8 protein-coding genes are annotated in these 16,930 nt (G+C 51.1%); 3 read left to right on the forward strand and 5 right to left on the reverse strand.

The genetic code is table 11. The features are described 5' to 3' along the window. Positions 1 to 327 precede the first annotated feature (327 nt). The gene (locus tag ACFWUL_RS09190) at positions 328 to 714 is read left to right on the forward strand and encodes an endonuclease domain-containing protein (protein ID WP_297023344.1); all 387 of its coding nucleotides are present in this window, start codon (positions 328 to 330) and stop codon (positions 712 to 714) included. A gap of 435 nt (positions 715 to 1,149) precedes the next feature. Here the strand turns inward: ACFWUL_RS09190 and ACFWUL_RS09195 are convergent, their stop codons facing one another. Continuing rightward, positions 1,150 to 2,727, reverse strand: coding sequence for an IS1182 family transposase (locus ACFWUL_RS09195; RefSeq protein ID WP_297020808.1), 1,578 nt, complete (start codon positions 2,725 to 2,727; stop codon positions 1,150 to 1,152). Between the two features lie 868 nt (positions 2,728 to 3,595). Then, positions 3,596 to 8,509: an S-layer homology domain-containing protein gene (locus ACFWUL_RS09200; protein ID WP_416177068.1), complete on the reverse strand. Its 4,914-nt coding sequence runs from the start codon at positions 8,507 to 8,509 to the stop codon at positions 3,596 to 3,598. Between the two features lie 68 nt (positions 8,510 to 8,577). Between ACFWUL_RS09200 and ACFWUL_RS09205 the strand changes: the two genes are divergently transcribed. Then, positions 8,578 to 9,798, forward strand: coding sequence for an ISAzo13 family transposase (locus ACFWUL_RS09205; protein WP_416176873.1), 1,221 nt, complete (start codon positions 8,578 to 8,580; stop codon positions 9,796 to 9,798). A gap of 723 nt (positions 9,799 to 10,521) precedes the next feature. Here ACFWUL_RS09205 and tyrS read toward each other — a convergent pair. Both tyrS and ACFWUL_RS09215 read right to left on the reverse strand, forming a co-directional pair. Next, positions 10,522 to 11,772, reverse strand: a complete 1,251-nt coding sequence (gene tyrS / locus ACFWUL_RS09210; protein ID WP_416177069.1) for a tyrosine--tRNA ligase — start codon at positions 11,770 to 11,772, stop codon at positions 10,522 to 10,524. 731 nt (positions 11,773 to 12,503) lie between these two features. Then, on the reverse strand, positions 12,504 to 14,036 hold the full coding sequence (locus tag ACFWUL_RS09215) for a hypothetical protein (RefSeq protein WP_416177070.1): 1,533 nt from the start codon (positions 14,034 to 14,036) through the stop codon (positions 12,504 to 12,506). 351 nt (positions 14,037 to 14,387) lie between these two features. Between ACFWUL_RS09215 and upp the strand changes: the two genes are divergently transcribed. Beyond that, positions 14,388 to 15,011, forward strand: a complete 624-nt coding sequence (gene upp / locus ACFWUL_RS09220; protein ID WP_416177071.1) for a uracil phosphoribosyltransferase — start codon at positions 14,388 to 14,390, stop codon at positions 15,009 to 15,011. A gap of 146 nt (positions 15,012 to 15,157) precedes the next feature. Here upp and ACFWUL_RS09225 read toward each other — a convergent pair whose 3' ends face one another. Then, a complete protein-coding gene (locus ACFWUL_RS09225) occupies positions 15,158 to 16,648 on the reverse strand; it encodes a hypothetical protein (RefSeq protein ID WP_416177072.1) in 1,491 nt (496 codons plus the stop codon). Positions 16,649 to 16,930: the final 282 nt, after the last annotated feature.

Consider the following 16,930-nt stretch of genomic DNA (forward strand, 5'->3'; position numbering starts at 1 on the left):
GTAAGCAGGTAGAATTCGTTTGTGTACACAACCTTGGCATGACATCTATCTCAACACAAGCCTCCCCCCAAGCACGTAGTGCACCAGGGGGGAGGTGGCCGAAGGCCGGAGAGGGGCCTTCAGATAGATTCTTTCCGTTCATGTAGAATCCCTATCTACTCACTTTGCATAATTTTGTGTATAGGCAACCACCCTAACCAAACCTTCCCCTCAAAGGGAAGGCTTCCTGTTGGCTTCGCCGCCAGTGAAAAAGGTCCTTGCCTCAACCAGTATTTTTAAAATATAATTTATACAAAGCCCCTATGTCCCCAATGAAAGGAGCCTGCCATGAAACGCCCCCTCACCCCTGCCAGTAAAGATCTTCTCCCGATTGCCCGAAAGCTTCGCAAGGAAATGACAAAGGAGGAAAGACACCTGTGGTACGATTTTCTCCTTCACTATGATGTCAAATTTTACCGGCAAAAGATCATAGGCCGTTATATCTGTGATTTCTACTGCCCTAAAGCCCGCCTTGCCGTTGAACTGGATGGCAGCCAGCATTATACAGAAGAAGGCAAGGCCTACGATGAAAAAAGAACTAACTTCTTCCACGAATATGAGATAGAAGTACTTCGAGTATATAACGGAATCGTCAATAATAACTTCCGAGGCGTCTGTCTGGCGATAGACAAAGTAGTCAAAGAAAGAATACAGAAACTGAGCAAAAAGAGATAACAACCCATTCTGCCTTTTCTGTTTTTCTCACTTTGCATGCCTTATGTGCACAAGCAATCACCCTAACCCTGCCCTTCCCCTCAAGGGGAAGGCTTTTTCGGCTTCGCTGCAGGTGGGATTCATTAGAGAATATACCTATTGCATGTCCATTGCCTCTTTACAAGCCTCCCACCAGGCACGCAGTGCGCCAGGGGGGATGTGCCCGTAGGGCGGAGAGGGGCTACCGGTATGGCTCTTTCCGTCAATACGCGTTTCTCAGTTCTCTCACTTTGCATGCTTATGTGTATAGGCAACCACCCTAACCCTGGGGCTGTGAAAAAATGAGAAATCATTTTTATTCACAGCCTCCTTTTTTGTATTCCAGTTAAATATCCATTTATTTTGCTGAAATTGAGTATACTTCCCCCTTTCCCCAGTCATCCCAATTATTTTATTTTATGCTGCTCTTCGCATTCTCATGCGTTTATGGTAATGTTTATTCAGATTTTGGCCTATCGCCATGAGGTAAATCTCTACTTTTACAGGATTCGTACCTCTTCTGACGATTCTCTTGTATCCGTGGTCGTTTTTTATGATTCCAAAAGTACCTTCCGACTGGATGGAACGGTTCATTCTGAGCAGGGCTCCCTGAATACTTTCCAGGTTGGCGATGACTTCTTTATGCATGGAAGTCAGTTCCTGATTAATCTGAACTGTCCGGTTTCTTGGTGTCCTTTTACATTTCTCGGCATAGGGGCATCCGCTACAGTCTTCACACTGGTAAATCTCTTCCTGGCGCCCGTAGTGGTTACCTGGAATCGACTTTCTGTATTGGAGCCTGAATGCCCTGCCGAAGGGGCAGCGCATGATTCCGTTGGCATCAATTGTAAAATTCTCCGCCCGGAATGGGTTATCCCTGTACTTGGCATCGCTTGTCTGTTTCTTAAACATGGGGAATTTCATGAATTTTTTCATGCCATGCTGTTCGCAGTAGATATAGTTGTTAAATGAGCCATATCCCGCATCTGCTACCGGGTATTTCGGATAAAAATGATAGGTCTTATGGAACTTTTCTATCAGGGGAATGAAGCAGTCCATATCTGACCGGCACTGGCTGACATCCAAAACGGCAATATATTCGTCGGCGATGCCAAACTGCACGTTGTATGCAGGAAGAAGCTGGTCATTACCTACATAATCCTTCTTTACCCGCATAAATGTAGCTGAAGGATCAGTTTTCGAGTAGCTGTTTCGATTAGGGCCGCAGATCCTTATCTTTTCTCCATATTCCCTGAGTTTATCCGTATATTGCTTTAGCTTTTCACACATACGCTGGTGTGGAGTCTTGCGATGTCCCGGACCATGGACAAATTCCTTTTCATCCAGATTCCAGAAGCGTTCAAGAGCTTCCAGCTTTTCCTCCAGATAATCCGGAACGTATTCGGTGCTCGTTTCTATTGTTGCTCCTTCTGTTGCCAGCTCGCAGTTAATTTCATTCAGCAGTGACGTAATCTTCTCATACAGGTGATACCGGGATTTTATAGTTGTTTTTTTCCACACCCAGCTGTATTTATTGGCGTTGGCCTCCATTTTGGTGCCATCAATATAAAGATGGTTGAGATCGACGTGGTCTTCCTTGAAGATTTCTGCATTAACCGCATTGAAAATGTCCTCAATACAATTGGCTAGAACTTTGTTGATAAAGTTTGCAAAAGTGCGGTAACTGGGAGCCTGACCGTCTGAGAGGTAAATAAATCGCAGATCTGTACGGCAGGCCTTCTCCAGGCTGCGTAAAGAACAATACCCCAGCATAAATCCGAAAAGCACGAGTTTAAGTAAAATGACCGGATTGTATCCGATGCGGCCTGCAGAGCAGTGGGACTGTACCGGAAGATATTTTCTTAATCCTATAGCCTCCATTAAATGGTCAAATTCAAAAACAGGGTCATCAATTGGCAGATAAGATGCAATAGACAGTGGCAAAAAGCCCTGCCGTGGGGTACAATGATAACTGGTATTTTTGCATTTCATCATAACACTATAATACCACTGAAAAAGGTGTCCGGCTCGCTTGAGTCAGACACCTTTTTTGGCGACTGTTTTAATTCAATTATTTCACAGCCCCTTTTTCGGCTTCGCCGCAGGTGGGATTCGTTAGAGAATATACCTATTGCATGTCCATTGTCTCTTTACAAGCCTCCCCCCAGGCACGCAGTGCGCCAGGGGGGGAGGTGCCCGTAGGGCGGAGAGGGGCTACCGGTATGACTCTTTCCGTCAATACGCGTTTCTCAGTTCTCTCACTTTGCATGCTTATGTGTATAGGTAACCACCCTAACCCTGCCCTTCCCCTCAAGGGGAAGGCTTTTTCGGCTTCGCCGCAGGTAGGATTCGTTAGAGGATATACCTATTGCATGTCCATTGTCTCTTTATAAGCCTCCCCCCAGGCACGCAGTGCGCCAGGGGGGAGGTGCCCGTAGGGCGGAGAGGGGCTACCGGTATGACTCTTTCCGTCAATACGCGTTTCCCAGTTTTCTCACTTTGCATGCTTATGTGCATAGGTAACCACCCTAACCCTGCCCTTCCCCTCAAGGGGAAGGCTTTTTCGGCTTCGCCGCAGGTAGGATTCATTAGAGAATATACCTATTGCATGTCCATTGTCTCTTTATAAGCCTCCCCCCAGGCACGCAGTGCGCCAGGGGGGAGGTGCCCGTAGGGCGGAGAGGGGCTACCGGTATGACTCTTTCCATCAATACTCGATTCCCTTTCTCCTCCTTATTTTCCCCAAGTGAAAACCCCGTCTCTCCGGGGGGAAGAGACGGGGTTTTCTATATCCTCAAATCACTGGCCTTTGTTAAGGTAAATCATCCGGCTTTGGAGGGACAAAGGCCAGTAATGGTTGAGGTCAAGCCTTTTTCTGGGCTGCCATTGCCTGGAGTTCCGGCCGGAATTCTTCGACCAGTTTCTTTTCAGCCTTAGCGCCCTTCGAGAGTGCGTTGTAGATGATTTCAGCCATTTCGTAGCGGGTCATCTGGCGTTCACCGTGGTACTTGCCATCTTCATAGCCTTCCACGAGCCCGTTGCCTGCGAGGCGGGATACCGCTTCGTAAGCCCAGTGATTAGCCGGTACATCCGGGAATTCTTTGGACATATTCGGATTCAACACGGAGAGAAGGGCATCCATTCTTGCGGTGAGTTCGTTCACCTGGGCACGGAGTTCCTTATTCTCTGCGGCCGCTGCCTTCATCTGGGCTTCCTTGGCTTTGTTGCCGCCGTGGCCCAGTCTGACGGATACGCCGCCGCCGAACATGTTCTCGCCGGTACCCATGGAAGCGGAGGCATTGACCATCACGTTTTCATTGGGCCGGTAGAATACGCCTACCGCACTTGCGGTTTCGCTGCCGGAGTTGCCTACGGCTGCTGCGATGTTCCACTTGGAGTCCGCATCGAATTCCAGCGGGTGCAGGTTCGCCATGGCTGCTGCGTTAGCGCCGACCTTATCGATCTTGTTGTCCAGCTTGTCTACCCTGGTTTCTACCTGGGTCACGCGGTTTTCCACGTTGGCAACTCGGGTATTGGTTGCATGGAGCTGGCCGCCGTTCACTGCATCGGTGCTGCCTTCAGAAATGTCTCCAGCGGCTACGTTGGTGATCTTCTGGTTGTTCGCATTGATGCCGTTCGCATCGATATAGGTCTTGTCGCCTACCTTGTAGGAGTCTGCGGTGACCGTATCAGCCGTTACGCCGCCTTTGACAGTAAGCCCTTTGTTCATGTTCACAATGTCATTGAAGGTAGCTGCGCCATCAAATTCAGAGGTCTCGGTTACCTTCAGGGTCTTTGTGGTGGTAGCGCCTTCTACGGTGAGATCCTTCTTCACGGTAGCGTTGCTTTCCATGGTCACATCGCCCTTCAGGTCAGAGGTGCCATTGACGGTAGCACTTCCGCGTACGCCCAGGTCCTTCAGGACTTCTGCGTAATCCATCTGGGTCTTGTGATTGCCAGCTTCATTGGTGAGTTTGGTGAGTCCATCTGTGGTAGTCACAGTAGTGGTGCCCACTTTGTCTTCAATGGAGCTGGTGCTCATGGTACGGCTTACCTTATCGCCTACCTTGTCGGTGATAGAAGTGGTTGCGGTATTGGCAATCTTGTCAGCGGTATTGCTGATGGTGCCGCCGGTTGCGGTATTCGCAATGCCATCTGCCTTCATGACTGTCTTCACAGCTGCATTTTCCCCTTCGCCGATCTGGCTGGTGATGGATTTCTTGCCGATGGCTTTCACGTTTTCAGCGGTGAGTTCGCTGTCTCCGGTGACTGTGGTCTTCTGGTTTCCGCCCACTGTGGTGGTCAGATCCTTGCCAATCGTGTTAGTCATGCTGCCGGAAGCGGTGTTACTGATATCGCCACTGGTAGTATTGGTAATACCCTTTGCATCCCAGGTGGTGGAGGTATCGGAGCCATAGGCTGCCTTGACGCTGTCCGTCTTCACGGCCACCTGGTTCTTACCCACTTCGTTAATGACACTGTTGGTTCCTTTATTGAGGACATCCTTTGCATCATTGGTGATAGTACCGTCCTTAGCGGTATTGGTGATGCCGCCTGCGGTCATTTCGCTCTTTACTTTGGAGCCATCGCCGATTTCATTCACAATGGATTCGGCTGCGCTGTTTGTGATACCCTTAGCGGTCATTGTGGAACCGGTGAGGTTTGTGCCATCGGTGACTGCCGCGCTGATGGTTCCGGTGCTGGAATCTTTCACAATGTCCAGGATGGTGGAGCCATTCTTCAGGGCTTCCTCAGACCTGGTCGCGGTCTTTGTAGATGCGCTGTACTGGGTATCGCTGGCTTTGATGACCTGTGCACTCTGGTCCACGGTGTTGCTGGAACTGTTGGACTTGGTGCCATCGGTGATGGAGGAAGCAATGCTCTTTGCATTCTGGTTCACTACGGTGGTATTGGTACCGTCGGTGACAGAGGAGGCAATCTGGTCTGCTTTCTGCAGGTCATTGGAAGTATTGGTTCCATCGGTGATGTTCGTATTGGTCTGGTCTGCGATGGTATCGATGGTGGTCTTCGTATTTCCGTTTACAAGCTGGGATTTTTCTTCTGCAGCGCCGCGGATGTAGGACGCCTTCTTGCCATCGGCCTGGCTCATTTCTTCCTGGGTCTCACTGGAAGTCTGGGTGGAGGTATTGGTGCCGTAGTCATTGGATACTCTGTTCACAATGGAGCTGGACGCATCGGTTTCCACATCGAGGGCCCTGTTGGTAATCTTGTTTCTTGCGGTGTTATTGATATTTTCAGCGGTGAGGCTGCTGTCATTCTTCACATTGGTTGTGAGGCTGCCATAGTTCTCGTTTACAGATCCTTTGACAGATTCTGTCTTGTTACCGCTCACTGTATTGGTCTGGTCACCGGCTACGACTGTGGACTGGCTGCCTCCGATGTTGGTACTCTGGTCCCCATCGATGGTGGTTGCCTGGCTGCCGTATTTCTCGGTTACTACGCCTTTAACGGTTTCCAACTTATTGCCGCTTACCGTATTCTGCTGGTCGCCGCCTACGATGTTGGTCTGGTTACCACCGACAGAGGTCTTCTGGTCAGTCTTGATGTTGGTGATCTGGGCATTGAAGTTTTCCGTTTCCGTTCCCTTCACATTGACTGTCCGGTCTCCGGATACAGTGACGGTCTGGCTGCCTGTTACCGCATGGGTCTCATTACCGCCCACCTTGGTGGAGAGGTCGCCGCCTACGGTGGTGGTCATGTTGCCGGAAGCTTTGTTCACGATATCCTTTGCATCGTTGGTGATGGTACCATTTTTAGCGGTGTTGGTGATATCTCCGGAAGCGGTATTGACAATGTCTTTCGCTTCGTTGGAGATAGTACCGCCGATGGCCGTATTGGCGATGCCATTGGCATCCATTACGGTCTTCACGGCAGAGCCGTCACCGATCTGACTGGTAATGGAAGTAGCGCCTTTGTTCAGGATCTTGTCCGCATCGTTGGTGATGGTGCCATTGGCTGCGGTGTTGGTGATGTTATTGGCATCCTGCTCGATGGTTGTCTTGCTGTCTCCTTCTTCCACACCCTGGAGAATCTTCTTCAGATTCTGGGTGATATAGGACTTGTTGAGGACATTGCCATTGTCATCTTTCAGGGTAATCTGGGAATCCGTTGTATCCGCGGTGGTCTTTGTAACATTGGACTGGCTGCCTTCCACTACGGAGTCCGTCATTTCGTATTTATTTTTACCATTCTGGGCAATTTCCCGAGAAGCATAATTCGTCGGATTGTCGCCGGTGTCGGAGAGGGACTGCTTCACGCTGTCTGCTGTGATGGTGCTGGTACCGATGGATTCATCATCCCTTGCCCATACGGTGCTTCCGGTTTCATCCATCTTGGAGGAGCTTGCCTGGAGTTCGCCGGTATCGGAGTACTTCAGGTTCTTGGAAGTCACATTGCCGCCGTGGATTTCGGTGTAGTTATTTTCATCGAGCTTGCTGGAAAGGGTCTTCGCGTTGAATTCGCCATTGACAGTCAGGTCCTTTTCAACGGTCAGGTTTCCGCCAATCGTAGCATCGCCGGTAGTTTCCAGGGTACTGGTCTTCACATCCCCAGCCTGTACCGTGCCGGTGGTCCGGATGGTGCCGCTGCCTGCATCAAGACCGGTGGAGGTAATCTTGCCATTGGTATCAACGGAGAACTGACCGTTCGCTGCACTTACGGTTCCCTTGGTGGACAGGTTGCCATTGCTGTCGATGGTAGTATTGCCATTGGCTGCGCTGACTGCGCCGTTGCTGTCAACGGTGAACTTGCCATCCGCCGCCTTGACAGCGCCATTGCTGTTAACCGTGAATTTGCCATCTGCCGCTTTGACAGAGCCGTCAGAGCTCAGGGTAATCTTGCCGTCCGCTGCTTTCACGCCACCGTTACTGTTAACCGTGAATTTACCGTCTGCTGCTTTGATGGAGCCATCGGAAGCAAGGGTGGTCTTGCCGCCGGCTGCGCTGACGCCGCCGTTGCTGTTGACTTTGAAATTGCCATCGGCTACGCTCAAGGTTCCAGCAGACTTGATGTTGCCATTGCTGCTGACAGTCATATTTCCATCGCCCACGTTGAGGCCATTGGATTTGACTACGCCGGTAGCACCGTTCAGTTCGATCTGGTCGTTGACGTTCACCGTGCCATTCGCGCTGTTGACGGTGAATTTGCCGTCCGCCCCTTTGATGGAGCCGTCGGACTTCAGGGCAGCCTTGGCTTCGCTGTAGGTATCGCCGCCGGTGTAGACACCGTCTTTATCCATGACCGTACTGTTTGTGCCGACCATGATACCATTTTCGTTCATGGTAATCTGATTATCGTTCCCTTTGTTCAGGATCATTTCGTTGGCGTCGGTCTTGGAAGTAGTTACATTGCCCTTGGCATCGATGGTGGTGGTGTTTTTCTGGAGGACATTATCATCGCTCAGGCTGAGGCCGCTGTTGACGGCTTCCACCAATTTTGTATCCGCTGCAATGCGGGATTTCTTTTCCGCAGTAATCTTCTTATTCAGTTTCTGGTCTTCCGCTGCCCGGGTAGCTGCTTCGGCATCAATATTTTCCTGCAGTTGTGTATCGGCTGCTTCACGAGCCGTTGTTTCAGTCTGCAGCCCCTGGTCCAGAGCATTCAGGTTCTGTCCCACATAGTTATCCATCTTGACATACTGGCCATCCTGCGTGGTGCCATCAGTGATGCCTTCGGTGGCAGTGAGTTTGCCGTCCACCATGACAGTCTTGGAGTCTTTATCATAGGTAATGGCTTCGGTCTTAGGAATTGTGCGCAAACAATATTTACATTTTAATTGATTAAAAGTGTAAAAAATGCTATGCTGATGCCAAGGAGGAAATCAGCATGGTTAAAGAAGTCCCTGTAGATAAAATCAATAAGATGCTTCCACTGCTTAACGAGGCGCAGAAACGAGTATATCTGGCCTCTGAAGCCGAAGCACTCGGCCACGGTGGAATTACTGCTATCAGCAAAGCCACTGGCGTATCCCGGGTAACCATAACGAATGGCATAAAAGATCTGAATTCTGAACATCCCTATTTATCTCAAGATGCACCTTCCCCTCGTATCCGAAGGGAAGGCGGCGGTCGTAAGCCCATAGAGGTTACTCAGCCGGGAATTATAGAAGCACTTGAAAGCCTTATGGAAAATTCCACTTTTGGAGATCCCCAAGGACCTTTGCGTTGGACGACAAAGAGCCTGCGTAACCTCGAAGCGGAAATGAATGCCCGTGGTTATAAGATTAAATATCGTAAAATCGGATACCTCTTGAAAGATATGGGTTACAGCCTCCAAATCAATCAAAAAATGAACCAGGTTGGAAGCCAGCACCCAGACAGGGACGCACAGTTCCGGCACATCAACGAAACTGCTGAAGAATACATGGAAAACGGGTTTCCTGTTATTTCCATAGACTGTAAGAAAAAGGAAAACATTGGAAATTTCAAAAATAGCGGAGCCGAATATGCCAAAAAAGGAAATCCGGTAAACGTTCTTGACCATGACTTTCCTCTTCCTGACAAGGGAAAAGCTGCTCCTTACGGCGTTTACGATATTGCAGCCAATGAAGGGTTTGTGAATGTGGGAGTAAGCTCAGATACTGCGCAGTTCGCAGTGAATTCGATCCGCTCCTGGTGGGATGAGATGGGTAAACCACGATATCCTGAAGCAACCCGTCTGTTAATTACGGCAGATGGTGGTGGAAGCAATGGAAGCCATAGCCGGCTTTGGAAATTTGAGCTGCAAAAATTTGCTGATGAAAGTGGCCTTGAAATCGAAGTCTGCCACTTCCCGTCCGGAACATCCAAATGGAATAAAATAGAGCATCGACTATTCAGCCAAATTACAAAGAACTGGCGAGGCCGTCCTTTGGAAACGCTTGAAATTATCGTTAATCTGATCGCTTCAACAACTACCGATAATGGGCTTGTGGTTCGGTGTAAAGCGGATACCGCAGTCTACCCTAAAGGCACTAAAGTTTCTGACAAGGAATTTGCTGGCATTAATCTGTTAAGGAATGAATTTCATCCTGATTGGAATTATGTCATCAGGCCATCATATGAATAGCTTAATAATGCACAGATCCTTACTCCTGTGCAGGTTATGCACAGAGTGAAAAATAATGCTGTGGTCCCTGCCATTCTCCAGTGGCTGGGGCCCATACAACCGGACCATCCGGAATTGAACCCTTTCCATTCCGGACCTCCCGGGTGAAGGCGGACGAAATACCGGCTCGCGCCCTTTTCGCTTGCCGGGATTTTCCCGCTCCCATCTGCCCATACAATACCAAAACGAAAATCCTCTTTCCACTTTTTGTGCAAAAGTGGTCATTTTTATGCAAAAGTGGTCATTTTTATGGTACTTTAAAGGAGTAAAGAAATGGTGAAATTGGGCGTTGCGAATTGAAATGGAGTTGTTTAACAGATTGGGGATCTCCGGCAGCGCCGCCTGATTCCAACTATCTATCCTCCGCCCTTCGGGCACCTCCCCTGGCGCACTTCGGGTCTGGGGAAGGCTTGCATAAGCCAATGCTGCGGTTCTGGCATGACGGTTATCCGGATTCCAACTGCGGCAAAGCCGCTATCCATCCTCCGCCTTTGGCGCGCCTCTTCTCTAAGGCTGCATTCTTACGGATTTTCTTACACTAAGCTGCTTGTGTTACGGTAATTCATTCTGCGGCTTAGTCGCTGGCAGATTTCATCCTCGATCTCGGTCTCGATCTGTCCCTCCCTTTCCCACGAAAAAAAGCCCTGAAAAGCGTTTGCTTTTCAGGGCTTCCGATCATCTAACTTATTTCTTCACTTCAATGGAGAAGTAGTTTTTCTTTCCTTTACGGATGATGATGAACTTGCCATTTGTATTCGGATGGGCAGTGACATTGGCTTCGATGTCGCGGATCTGCTGCCCGTTTACCCGGATGGCGCCGTTCTTCACGTCTTCCCGGGCCTGGCGTTTGGACTTTTCTACGCCTGCTTCTACGAGGGCTTCCACGATATTGATGGGCGCTTCATGGACTTCGCCGCCTTTGGTGTTGCGGAAGGCCCCTTCGATTTCGTCGCCGGAGAGTTCCTGGATGTTGCCGGAGAAGAGGGCCTGGGTTACTTTTTCTGCCTGCGCCAGTCCTTCGTCCCCATGGACGAAGCGGGTCACTTCTTCTGCCAGTTTTCTCTGGGCGCTCCGGTGTTCCGGATGTTCTTCCACCTCTTTGGCAAGGGCATCGATTTCTTCGTGGGAGAGGAAGGTGAAGTACTTCAGGTATTTCACCACGTCCCTGTCGTCCTGGTTGAACCAGAACTGGTAGAATTCATAGGGAGACGTCTTCTTCGGATCCAGCCATACAGCGCCGCCGGCGGTCTTACCGAACTTCGTGCCGTCAGCCTTCAGCATGAGGGGAATGGTGAGGCCATAGGCATCATGGACATCTTCGGTCTTACGGAGCAGTTCCACGCCGTTGGTGATATTGCCCCACTGGTCAGCGCCGCCGATCTGGAGCTGCACGTTGTACTTGTCGTAGAGCATCTTGAAGTCAATGGACTGGAGGATCTGGTAGGAGAATTCGGTGAAGGAAATCCCCGTTTCCAGACGGGATGCCACCACTTCCTTGGCCAGCATGGTATTGATATTGAAGAGTTTCCCGTAGTCCCGGAGGAATTCGAGGAGGGAAATCTTAGACAGCCAGTCGTAGTTATTCACCATGGTGAAGCCGTCTTCACCGAAGAGTTTCTTCATCTGGGCGGTGAGGCATTCTGCATTGTGCCGGATGGTTTCCTGGGACTGGAGGACACGCTCCGTCTTCCGGCCGGAGGGATCGCCGATGGAGCCGGTACCGCCGCCGATAACGATGACCGGATGGTGGCCGGCCAGCTGGAACCGCTTCAGGATCATAAAGGGAATGAGATGACCGATGTGCATGCTGTCACCGGTGGGATCGATGCCACAGTAGAGGGAAATGGATTTTTCCCCTACCAGTTTGTACAATCCTTCTTCATCGGTCTGCTGGTTCACAGCGCCGCGCCATTTCAGTTCATCAATAATGTTCATCGAACTCCGCCTTTCTTATTCTATGGATTTTGGGATTCTTCCCTGTTTTTTGTATATGACTCACTATAACACAATTGAAAGAGGATAGGTATAGAGAACATAGATTCTCGCATTTTGGATTACAATGCCAATCGTGCTACATAACATATAGTTTCAAAGTTAGGAGTTAGGAATGAGGAGTTAGGAGTGAAGGTGCGGCGCACAATTCATAGAGCGCCGGGGATTATAAATAGCGGGTTGGCATGTTTTTGTATAGAGCCATTTATGAGCTTATAATGTTCTGTCTCAAGCATATTTGTGCAATTCAAACATCGTAATTCTTATAGAACTGTATGTGAAATTAACCCCAAGCATGCAGCCCCTTGGAGAAGCGCCAAAGGCGCAGGATGGATTACCGTAACGGTTAGACGCTGAATGTGAGATAACCATTCCTTCTGAATACCCTGCTTCGAAGCTTCCGCCTCTACGAGGCGGATCTATCCCCTGCCCTTTGGGCTGCCGCCGTTTGGCCTATAAGGAAGGCGCTTTTATGGACAGGCTAAGCGCCTTTTGTATTTCAGGCCAAACTTGGAAGTCCTATGCAGGACTTCCATCTCCAAGGGGGCACGCATTTACGGATGAGGTCATTTGTCATTTGACATATCCGGTAACTTTAATTACATATACGCCAAATTTACCAACATACCAAAAAATCCCGCGGGAATGATCCTGCGGGATTTCATTTCTTATTTTCAGCCCTGCATGACAGTGCCGTCGGCCAATTTGATGGTGTGGCCATTGTAATTGATGGTGCCCAGGTTGTTCACCGTGGTAGCTTCACTGTCTTCCGTAAGGGTCCAGGTGGAGCCTTCGGAAATGAAGATGTCGGCGTTGGTCTTGTAGGTATCGCCGTTCTGGGCATTCGGAACGATGTGGACTGCACCGGTCCAGGTGGAGCCTTCGGTGAGGTTCACGTTCACATCGGAAATGCGGTCTACCAGGATATTTCCATCGAGTTTCTGGTTCTTGAGGACCAGTTCCACATGGCCGCCGTTGCTTCCGGGATTACCCCAGCCGAAGCTGCCGTCGTTACCGGTGACCGTAAGCACCGGAAGGGTATTGTCCTGCTGGATAGCCGTATTTTCAAGGGTAATCCGGCCATGGGTGCTGGTGACGTAGAACATGCCGCCCTTATGGGAAATGAGGGTGGAGTCCTTGGCGTTGAACTGCTGGGTGCCCATGGTACCGATGGCTGATTCATCGGCATAAAGGACCACATTATAGGGAACGGAGTTCGTTTCATTGCCTTCCAGGGTAGCGCTTTCGAGGGTCAGGGTGTTATTTCCTTTGATAACCGCTGCTTTCGTAGCTTTGGCGTTCACGGTGCCATTGGTAATGGTAACATCCCCATTGGTGTAAACGCCGTGGGATTCCTGGCCGGTGGTGGTGAAATTGCTGTTTTCCGCCAGCAGGATGCCGCCGTTCTTGGAGACCTTGATGGCCGGGGAGCCGTAGCCCGTGGTGGATACGGTGCTTCCGGACAGTTTCATCATGGCCTTTTCAGAAAGTTCTACGGCAGGAGCGAAGTTTCCTGTAGTATCTACGGTGGAGTCGGTGAGATTGATATAGGTGCCTTTGCTGTACCCGTAGGCGCCGGTGGCTCCGTTGCCGGTGGTAGAGATCTTTGCCTTCGTGAAGGCGCCGTGGCCGCCGTGGCTTACAAGGAGGGCCGCATTCTTTCCGTAGAGATCGGAATTATTGACATCGTCCACGTCGCCGGATTTTGTAATCATATCGCCGGTGGCGCTGATGTAGGCCATGGATACGCGGAGTGCATTTTCATTATTTTTCTGGGAAACGTAGGTCTGGCCATCGTAGGTACCATCGCTGGTAAGTTCATTGGCCGTGTCCCCCTGGTCAGCTGTATACTTTGCTGCCGGCGCCGGGGTGGGCTCCGGTTCCGGCTCCGGCTCAGGTTCCGGTTCCGGAGTCGGTTCTTCTACCGGCTGTTCCACAGGCTGCTCTACGACGGGCTTCGGTGCTTCCGGGGACAGGTTCTTGAATGTGCCGGATTCCACGGATTTTTCTACATCCGGAAGAGTCAGGGACAGGCCCTTCAGCAGGGCATCGGTGTAATTCACTTCCGGTGCCTTGGCTGTTTCTCCGGCTGCCGGAGCTGCTTCACCTGCCGGTGCTGCTTTCGCATCCTCTGCAAAGACAGAAGGCGCTCCCACTCCGGCAATGGCCAGGGCGCAGAGCAGGGCAGTGATTTTGCTGTGTTTCATATATTTCCTCTTTTCTCACGATGGATTCAGAATTCAAATCAATGTCTTATAAACCTAGGATATCATAGTCCAATAATCACATTTTACAACAAATGGGAGGAATTGTCATGTAGTAAAGGATAGAGTTGAGAATTGAGTGAAGAGAATTGAGGCCCCGCGGCTTTTGCCGCTTTATCCCTTCAATCCATGCTGCGGATTTGGTGCTCCCCGTTTGTCTGAAGAGTGTATTCTTCGCCCTTCACTCTTTTCTCTTCACTCTTCTCGTATAACCAATGGGATTCTATCGGCAGGTGTGCTAAAATAGGAACGGTAAATTCGTTTATTCTATAAGTATATTACAGGGAGGCACCTATGCAGATTCATATTATTGACCATCCGCTGATCCAGCACAAACTCACCATCATGCGTTCCAAGTACACCAGTTCCGGCGAATTCCGCCGGCTCCTGAAGGAAATCACCCTTCTCATGGGCTATGAACTGACCCGGGACCTGCCGCTGGAAGATATCGAAATCGAGACACCCCTGGAAAAGGCAAGGGGTAAACGGGTAGCAGGCAAGAAAGTGGGCATTGTCCCCATTCTCCGTGCCGGTTTCGGCATGGTGGACGGCCTGCTGGACCTCATGCCCTCCGCCCGTGTAGGCGTCATCGGCCTGTACCGGGATCCGGAAACCGCAAAACCCGTGGAATATTACTGCAAGCTCCCGGAAGTGGAAAACCGTGATTTCATTCTCGTGGACCCCATGCTGGCCACCGGCGGCAGTGCCGTGGCTGCTATCGATATGATGAAGAAGCGGGGCGTAAAGAATATTAAGTTCATGTGCCTCGTGGCCGCTCCGGAAGGGGTAGAAGTAGTGAACGATGCCCATCCGGATGTGCCGATTTTCACGGCCTCCCTGGATCGCAAGCTCAATGAGCACAAGTACATCCTCCCAGGCCTCGGGGATGCGGGGGACCGCATTTTCGGAACGAAGTAAGGTACCATTTTGCATGGTAATGGATAGAGTCACCGGAGCGGGGCAGCTAGCTGCCCCGCCGCCAATGACTCTATCCGTATACATGAAGTACCACACGTAAAAAGCACCGGTGAGTTCTCGATCATCGGTGCTTTTTTGTACCCTGTTTACTTCTTCAGTACTGTCAGCTTATAGCCGTGGGTATTGATTTTCCCTTTGTTATTCAGGGTGGTGACGGTGGAGTCGCCGGTGAGGTCCCACTGGGCCCCTTTTTCCAGGGTGAGGTGGATGCCGGTGTCATTGGAACTGCCCTTTTCATTGGTGAGAATTTTTGCCTGCCCCTTCCAGGTACTCCCCTGACCCAAAGTCATGGTGAGTGTGGAAATGGTATCTGCCGCAATGGTGCCGTCCAGTTTCTGGTGGTCCGCCGTAAAGACCGCCTTGCCGCCGTTGCTGCCGGCTTTGCCCCAGCCCCGGGATGCACTGTTTCCGGCAACCCGGAGAAGGGTGCCGTCTTTGTCTTCGTTTTTGATTTTTACATTGTCCAAGTGAATGGTGCAGTCCGTATTGGTCACATAAATGACGTCGCCCTTATGGGATGTGAGGCTGCCTCCTTCCATGGAGAAGGAAGACTCCCCCTGTTCCGCATCGCCACTCATGGACTGGTAAAGCATGACGGTGTGGACATTTTCTTCTTTAATGGTCTGCTGCCCCATGACCCGGGTATCATCCATGCTGCCTTCGAGGCTGCAGTTCTTGAGGGCTATCTTATTTTTTCCTTCAATCACCGCCCCTTCGGAATGGAGTGCTTTGAGAGCGGCTCCTTCCACCGCAATGTCGGCAGTGGAATAGATGGCTGGGGACCCGTGGCCGGAGGTGGCAAATGTACCGCCCTTCACCCGCACCGTACCGCCGCCCCGGTCGGAGCGAATGGCGGCGGAGGAATCGCCGGAAGTGGCAACGGTGAGATTTTCTGCATCCGTCTCCCCGCCGCCGGTGGTCTGGATACCGCCGGAATTATGGCTGGTGGTGGTGATGGTCACATTCTTCGCCGCCACCTTCGTGCCTTTGCCGTAACTGAAGAGTCCATTCCCATTGGCCGCAGAGCTGTGGACCGTGGAGTCTTCAATGGTCACCTGGGCCCCGTCGGTGGCAAGGAGGGCTGCATTCATGCCGTAGAAATCGCCACCTTCGGTGCTGGAGGATTTCCCTTCCTGCTTATCGATGGATACGTCCTTCAGTGTCACCGAAGCACCGGTGATACGAAGGGCATTCTCGTCATCCCCGGTGAAACCGAAGACCTGGTCCGTAATGGCCGTATTTTCCGTAATATTTCTGGCTGCCGTACCCTGGGTCACATGGTCCGGAGGATTGAATCCGCCAGGCGGTGGCGTCATGGTGCCATTGCCGGAAGGCGGCACTGGCGGCATATGATTGGAAGGCTGTCCGTTCCGGGCTGCAGAGCTATTGGAAGCGCTCTCCACGGGGACAGCCACCTTGGTCACCGTAATGTCCTGGGGCCGGTTCTGGAGGTTCCAGGTCATGGCATCGGAAAACCGCTGGGGCAGCACGCTGTCCACTTTCTTGTCCGCTGCCTGGGAAACGCCGCCCAGGAGGCACAGGGCGCAGAGCAGGGCTGCTGTTTTTGTATATTTCATAGCAATCACTCCTTACTTTCAGTAACTAACTGGTGATGGCCCTATTATAGCACAGAGTTTCCAGTGGCGTTTGCTGTTTGGCATGCTGATGGGGAAGCCGCCATATTGCGGTTTGACGAGCTGTTGGTGTTCGGTGCTGGTGGGTAGAGTCATCCGAATGGAGCTTCTAGCTTCTAGCGGCTAGCTGTTAGGAAAGCGGATCCGCCTGCGACGCTTCCAATGGCACCCCTCCACCGCAAGCGGTCCCCCTCCCCTCTAAAGAGGGGAGGTTGGTGTGCATTG

Origin of the sequence: Dialister sp. (assembly GCF_047832375.1) — a bacterium.
In the GTDB taxonomy this organism is placed as follows: domain Bacteria; phylum Bacillota; class Negativicutes; order Veillonellales; family Dialisteraceae; genus Dialister.

Coding starts and splice junctions, on each gene's coding strand:
- ACFWUL_RS09195 (WP_297020808.1), bottom strand. CDS start 2,727: ATGATGAAATGCAAAAATACCAGTTATCATTGTACCCCACGGCAGGGC.
- ACFWUL_RS09205 (WP_416176873.1), top strand. CDS start 8,578: ATGGTTAAAGAAGTCCCTGTAGATAAAATCAATAAGATGCTTCCACTG.
- ACFWUL_RS09215 (WP_416177070.1), bottom strand. CDS start 14,036: ATGAAACACAGCAAAATCACTGCCCTGCTCTGCGCCCTGGCCATTGCC.
- ACFWUL_RS09190 (WP_297023344.1), top strand. CDS start 328: ATGAAACGCCCCCTCACCCCTGCCAGTAAAGATCTTCTCCCGATTGCC.
- ACFWUL_RS09225 (WP_416177072.1), bottom strand. CDS start 16,648: ATGAAATATACAAAAACAGCAGCCCTGCTCTGCGCCCTGTGCCTCCTG.
- tyrS (WP_416177069.1), bottom strand. CDS start 11,772: ATGAACATTATTGATGAACTGAAATGGCGCGGCGCTGTGAACCAGCAG.
- upp (WP_416177071.1), top strand. CDS start 14,388: ATGCAGATTCATATTATTGACCATCCGCTGATCCAGCACAAACTCACC.